3 protein-coding genes are annotated in these 2,312 nt (G+C 64.0%); all 3 read right to left on the bottom strand.

The window, feature by feature from the left end:
* Positions 1 to 108: 108 nt before the first annotated feature.
* The 3 genes from phoB to pstB are packed head-to-tail and all read right to left on the bottom strand — an operon-like array spanning position 109 to position 2,296.
* A complete protein-coding gene (phoB, locus tag ACSHXH_RS19445) occupies positions 109 to 792 on the bottom strand; it encodes a phosphate regulon transcriptional regulator PhoB (protein ID WP_435673452.1) in 684 nt (227 codons plus the stop codon).
* 4 nt (positions 793 to 796) lie between these two features.
* The gene (gene phoU / locus ACSHXH_RS19440; RefSeq protein ID WP_435673451.1) at positions 797 to 1,513 is read right to left on the bottom strand and encodes a phosphate signaling complex protein PhoU; all 717 of its coding nucleotides are present in this window, start codon (positions 1,511 to 1,513) and stop codon (positions 797 to 799) included.
* A gap of 12 nt (positions 1,514 to 1,525) precedes the next feature.
* Positions 1,526 to 2,296, bottom strand: a complete 771-nt coding sequence (gene pstB / locus ACSHXH_RS19435; protein ID WP_435673453.1) for a phosphate ABC transporter ATP-binding protein PstB — start codon at positions 2,294 to 2,296, stop codon at positions 1,526 to 1,528.
* Positions 2,297 to 2,312 lie beyond the last annotated feature (16 nt).

Genomic DNA, 2,312 nt, shown 5'->3' with positions numbered 1-2,312 from the left:
TGGTTGAAACCGGTGAATTTCTGGCCCGTGCCGCGGTTCATGCCGCGCGCAACCCGGACGCGAAGCCGATGCAGCATCTGATGGTGCCGGGGGGGATTTAGCCGTGGGTCATCCCAGCGCGTAGCCAGCCCCGCGCACCGTGCGCAGCGGATCGCTTTCGCCGCCCGCCATCAGTGCCTTGCGTAATCTGCCGACATGGACGTCGACGGTGCGGGTGTCGAGCATCGCCTCCCGCCCCCAGACCCGGTCGAGCAGTTGCTCGCGGCTCCAGACCCTGCCGGGACGTGCCATGAAAGTGGCAAGCAGCTTGAACTCCAACGGTCCCAGCTTGACCTGCCGCGCGGCGCGGTCGACGCGGTGTGTCTCCGAATCCAGAGTGATGTCCTCGAAGTGCAGCACCTCGCCGGCGCTCGCGGGACGCACGCGGCGCAGTTGCGTCCTGATCCGCGCGACCAGTTCGGCCACCGAATAGGGTTTGACCATATAGTCATCCGCCCCGGTATCGAGCCCGCGCACGCGGTCGCCCTCCTCAGAGCGGGCCGAGAGCATGATGACGGCCACCTCGCGGGTCTCGCGGTTGGCCTTGATCCTGCGGCAGACCTCGATGCCGGAGACCTCGGGCAGCATCCAGTCCAGCACGACAACATCGGGGGCGGCCTCTTCGATCAGCAGCAGCGCCTCCGATCCATCTGCCGCGCGGCGCACGTTGAAGCCTTCCTTTTCGAGATTCCAGACCAGAACCTCGGCCTGCGCCGCCTCGTCCTCGACGATCAGAACGTCGCCGCGATCCATGGGATCAGGCCCCGGCCGGGTCCAGCGAGGTACGGTCGCCCTTCTGGCGGCTTTCCTCGGGCATCGTGCCGGTCACCAGATAGATCACCTGTTCGGCGATCGAAGTGACGTGATCACCCATCCGTTCGGTGTTCTTGGCGATAAAATGCAGATGCATGCAGGGCGTAATGGTGCGCGGGTCTTCCATCATGAAGGTCAGGAATTCGCGGAACAGCGAGGTATACATCTGATCGACGTCCAGATCGCGGTCGCGCACGCTTTCCGCCAGATCGGCATCGCCGCGCAGGTAGGCGTCGAGCGCGTCCTTCAGCATCTCCTGCACCTCGCGAGCCATCCGGCGAAGCGCGGCATCGGCCCCGCCGACACGCTCCATCTCGGCCAGAAGCACGGTGCGTTTCGCCATGTTCTTGGCATAGTCGCCGACGCGTTCAAGGTTGGCGGAAATCTTGATGACGGCCAGCAGCGCACGCAGGTCGCGACTGACCGGAGCACGCAGCGCGATGATGCGGGCGGCGGCCTCGTTGACCTCTTCTTCGAGCGCGTCGATCCGTTTGTCTCCGGCGCGCACCTGTTCGGCCAGTTCGACGTCGCGGGTGTCGAGGCTCTTGGCGGCATCGAGGATCGCCGCCTCGACCAGCCCGCCCATCTTGGCGATCAGCGCCTGCGCCTCTTCGAGGTCGCGGTCGAAGGCGGAGGCGATATGTTGTCCGTGTTCGTTCATCTGTCCGGTCTCCTACCCGATCCGACCGGAGATATAGCTCTCCGTGCGGCTGTCTTCGGGGTTGGTGAAAATACGGTCCGTCTCGCCATATTCCACAAGGTTTCCAAGGTGGAAGAAGGCGGTCTTCTGGCTGACCCGCGCGGCCTGCTGCATCGAATGGGTGACAATGACCACCGAATAGCGGGCGCGCAATTCGTCGATCAGTTCCTCCACCTGCGCGGTGGCAATCGGGTCCAGCGCCGAGCATGGCTCGTCCATCAGCAGCACTTCGGGTTCGGTCGCCACGGCGCGCGCGATGCACAAACGTTGTTGCTGACCGCCCGACAGGCCGGTGCCCGGGGCCTGCAAGCGGTCCTTGGCCTCGTCCCAGAGCGCGGCGCGGCGCAGAGCGCGCTCGACGATATCGTCAAGGTCGGATTTGTTGCGGGCAAGCCCGTGGATCTTGGGGCCATAGGCCACGTTGTCGTAGATGGATTTCGGGAACGGATTGGGTTTCTGGAACACCATACCCACCTTGGCGCGCAGCTGCACCGGATCGACGCGCTTGTCGTAGATGTCTTCGCCGTCGATACGAATATCGCCTTCCACGCGAGCCACATCAATCGTGTCGTTCATCCTGTTGATACACCGCAGAAATGTCGACTTTCCACAGCCGGACGGCCCGATGAATGCGGTGACGGTCTTGTCCTGAATGTCGACGCTCACGTCCTTGATGGCGTGGGTCTCGCCGTACCAGACCTGCACGCCCTTGGCCGCGATCTTGATGTCGTCCTGCGTGCTCATGGCGCGGTCCTCTTTC

The sequence above is a fragment of the Marivita sp. genome, from assembly GCF_051251565.1.
Taxonomy (GTDB): domain Bacteria; phylum Pseudomonadota; class Alphaproteobacteria; order Rhodobacterales; family Rhodobacteraceae; genus Marivita.
Note: the sequence above shows the minus strand (reverse complement) of the source record. Positions and strands in the feature narration are given on the sequence as shown.